This is a genomic window from Sporomusa sp. (genome assembly GCF_057736855.1).
In genome coordinates, this window is sequence record NZ_JBYKYF010000278.1 from 1 (window position 1) to 4195 (window position 4195).

At 46.1% G+C, this 4195-nt stretch carries 3 protein-coding genes; 2 read left to right on the forward strand and 1 reads right to left on the reverse strand.

The window, feature by feature from the left end; translation table 11 throughout:
- Together AC29Z1_RS14535 and AC29Z1_RS14540 are read left to right on the forward strand one after the other, a co-directional pair.
- The coding region (locus AC29Z1_RS14535; protein ID WP_488272174.1) for a magnesium transporter CorA family protein at positions 1 to 606 on the forward strand (606 nt) is incomplete at its 5' end.
- A gap of 247 nt (positions 607 to 853) precedes the next feature.
- A complete protein-coding gene (locus AC29Z1_RS14540) occupies positions 854 to 1747 on the forward strand; it encodes an LPP20 family lipoprotein (protein ID WP_488272175.1) in 894 nt (297 codons plus the stop codon).
- A 253-nt stretch (positions 1748 to 2000) separates the two neighbouring features.
- On the opposite strand, the gene AC29Z1_RS14545 is transcribed toward AC29Z1_RS14540, so the two are convergent.
- A partial coding sequence (locus tag AC29Z1_RS14545; protein ID WP_488272176.1) for a 3'-5' exonuclease occupies positions 2001 to 4195 on the reverse strand: 2195 nt, incomplete at its 5' end.

A 4195-nucleotide genomic window follows, 5' to 3' on the forward strand; every position in this document is an offset into this window, starting at 1 on the left:
AATGCCCGGGCTTTCAGCACATTTAAAAAAACCAGATTTCTCTTTCAGCTTTTATATAAATCGGCTACTTTATATCTACGATATCTCAAGCAAATTAACCGTCGCACCGATGAAATCGAACACTATTTGCGACAGTCCATGCAAAATGAAGAAATTTTTCAGTTGTTAGAACTACAAAAAGGGTTAACCTACTTTACCGCCTCACTTCGTTCTAACGGTATTGTTCTGGAAAGACTCCTAAGGCTTCGTTCTACCAATCAAGTACAACATCTCATCAAAATTTATGAAGAAGATGAAGACTTGTTAGAAGATGTTATCATTGAAAATAAACAGGCCATCGAAATGGTTGAAATGTATAGCCGTATATTAACCGGGATGATGGATACCTTTACTTCCATTATCTCCAATAATCTTAACCGCGTTATGAAATTTTTAGCCTCGATGACCATTATTTTAGCTATTCCGACAATGGTAGCCAGTTTTATGGGAATGAACGTAGATGTTCCGTTCGGGACAACGACTGGCGGTTTTGCGGCTACACTATTATTTGCTTTCGGCGTTACCGCATTTAGCGCTTTTGGCCTATGGCGTAAAGGTATGTTTTGAAAATAACAACTTACTATACAAAAATCCGGAAATTTTTCCGGGTTTTTGTTATTTAAATAACAAGTTTGTACTTTTTTGCAGGAAATTAGCCCTGTTAAGCGAAATATGATATAAAATGGAAAATTAGGCCAGCAAAGTAAACATTTCCTGCTTGCTGACTTGCATTGTATCCGGGTTTCAGGAAATTGGTAGTTACAGTTCCAGTGGTATCAGACAATGATATATTATAATTTTTAAGGAGGCTCCTATGCTCAAAAAATTTGTAATTTACCTCACCCTGTGCATGCTGTTCATCACCATGCCGCTGATGGCAGGCGCAAACACATTCAGTACCCAGGTAAACGTATTGGTAACCCCTGTTGATCAAATAGGCACTTATGGTTCCGTTAATTGGGACCAGGGCGTAATTGAAGCCATTGGTCTCGGAGTACCATCCACTATGGCCAAATCTCCCGCCCAATCCCGGCTTATGGCCAGACGAGCTGCCATCGTCGATGCCCAACGTAATCTTTTAGAGACCATTAACGGGGTCAAAGTGACTGCTGAAACTACCGTACAAAACCTTGAAACTACCAGCGATATTGTCAGAACGCAATTAACAGGTATTGTTAAAGGAGCTAAAATTGTCGATGAACGGCAATTGTCTGATGGCACATATCAAGTAACCCTACAGATAAACCTCTTTGGCAGAGGCGGACTCTCAGAAGTTATTACCAGTGCCACCAAACCGGCCACTCCCGTTCCACTGCCTACCCCCTCTCCAGCTTATATACCTACAGCTCTTCCAACATACACCGGCCTGGTTATTGATGCAACCGGACTCCCCTTAGTTCGGGCTATGTCGCCAGTTATTTATGATGATACCGGCCGCGCCATTTACGGTCATGTCAATCTCATTCCCGAGTTTGTCATATCCTATGGGATGATGGACTATATTTCTACTCCAGAAGACCTCAGAGCACTTGAACTTGGACAGTCTCGTGCCGGTAGTATGCCAATAGTTGTTAAAGCGATCGGCCTGCGCGACCATAATGTTAACATCATTATCAGCCAGTCTGATGCTGACAAAATACTGGCTGCTAATACCCAGAGTAACTTCCTGCAAAAAGCCATGGTCTGCGTAAAACAGCTACATCGCTAACCAAGGCCGAAATAGCGAAAGTGTGGGCGGAGACTCTACTCCACTTGAACTAACACCGCTTGCCCGAAACAGAAATCTTGTACCAAAATATAAAATAATGCTTTTTTTAGCATAACTATATAACATAAGGATAAAAGGCAGACTGCAGATTACTGCAGTCTGTTTTTTTATCCTTAGTCAGTTACTTCCAAAGTGTCTGCGCAGGCAAAATGACTGATAGGTAACGCTATTTAGCTTGGTGCATTCCCACATCTCACCCTAAAGCCTCTACTCTGATTTCACGTCCTAAAGCAAAAGCATATATATATTGTTCTTTAACCGGACGCCCAAGAATCCGTTCAACCGCTTGCGCATACATACTTAATTGCACAGCATATTTAGCCCTAAGTTCTTCTTCTGAGACAGTCCGGTCGGTCTTATAGTCCAAAAGCACCAAACCATCCTCTTCGGCAAATAGACAGTCAATAACCCCCTGCACAAAGATTTGCTCACCCCAGCCAGTGAGTTCGGGATAAAACTTTTCAGCCGGCAACATCAGACTAAACGGCATTTCCCGCCAAACCTGGCTGGCCCTCCGTAAACGCTGTCCCAAAGCAGAAGCAAAAAAAGCCGCTATTTGCTGGGCATCCACTGCCGCCGCCTGCCCTGGCAATATTATTTGCTTTTGTTCCAGTTGAGCGGCTTGATCAGTAATGGATTCAACCGAAACATCTCGGTTAAGGTTAATATGCTGCATAACTGTATGAATCAAAGTGCCATGCTCTACCGGTGTCATCCCTTGGGCCGTCTGCAGAAAACGAGGACGGGCATGTATCGCAGGCAGCTCAAACAAGGGTTTAGCTTCCTGGGTTTCTACAAGTTCCAGTCGGCGCTTAATCTCTGACACTGCCAGTTTGGCCGGCTTACTGACTGCCGGCGTGTAGCGATACTCCCAACGCAAAAGAGCATCCACCCATTGTGTACCAGTTCCGCCATCCACCGGCTCCAGTCGGCGGACAGACGCAAGCAAAGCATCGTCGGCCTGTTCTGACTGCTGTAGCGGTTTGATGGCAGCTGCATTATATATTTTAATCTCCCAGGAAGAAGGATGCTCTGCCAGTTCTGGCACTAAAGCACTTGTGCACTGTCCATACTCTCTAATCATGGCACCATCTGCATGACGTGCCACCGCCATACCTACCCAATCGAGATAACTTTTAGCCTTAATAACCTGGCAAGCTGGAAGTTTTCTTCCCGGTTCACCGACCGAGCGACACCAGACAGCACATTTTTGCGCCAATTTTTTTGCCGAACCCACCAGAATCAGCTTTTCCCGAGCACGGGTCAGGGCAACATACAAAATGCGTAATTCTTCAGCCTTGGTTTCAAGTTCGAGTTTATGCTGAATCCCCCAACGCGCCGCAGTCGGATAACGAAAACGCAGCTCCGGCAGAGTGACATAAGGACCTACCCCGAGTTCTTTATGACAAAGTACCAGCCCCGAAGCATCTTGTAGGTTAAAGTTCTTACCAATATCGGCAGTGATTACCACGGGGAACTCCAGGCCCTTACTTTTATGGATACTCATAATTCTAACAACGTCCTCACTCTCACCCAGAGCCCGCGCCACCGATAAATCAGAATCCTTGTCTTTAAGACGCTCAATAAAGCGCAGGAAGCGGAATAGACCACGGAAATTGGTGGTCTCGTACTGCCGTGCCCGATCAAGAAGCGCCCGTAAATTAGCCTGTCGTAATACACCGCCTGGCATGCCGCCAACATAATCATAATAACCGGTATCATGGTAAATATGCCAAATAAGCTCGGCCACCCCCTTGCGACGCGCCAGACTGCGCCAGACATTGAACTTTTTTAAGAAAGCTACCAGTCGGCGCGGAGCGTTCTGTGTCTGGCCGTAAGTCTGCATTGCTTCCCAGAGGCTACCTTGCGCCTGGCATAAACGCAGTTCTGCCAACTCATCACTGTTTAAGCCTACCAGCGGCGACCGCAGTACTGCTGCCAGCGGAATATCCTGGTGGGGATTATCAATCACCGCCAATAGTGACAGCATAACAGAAACTTCGGTTTCGGCAAAATAGCCTGAGGCCAATTCTGCATAGCACGGAATGCCATTATGCCTAAGCATATCCTGCAATACCTGGGCCTTACCTTGAACAGAGCGAAGCAAAATTACAATATCACGATACTGTAAAGCACGATAGCCACCGGCCTGTTTGTCATAGACCTGATAGCCGCCGGTCATAAGCTCATGGATGCGCTTAGCAATGATGACAGCCTCTTGTTCAAATGCATTTAATTCATCTTCCAGCACATCGGCACCAGGCAAAGCATAGTTCTGGACTTCTTCTCCAGAATCGGCTCCCCGCCCGTCGGCTTCCCCTCCTTCGGCTGTTTCCCTATCTGCAACTTCCGCTCTATCCCGGTCGATAATAATAAGCTCTACCGGCC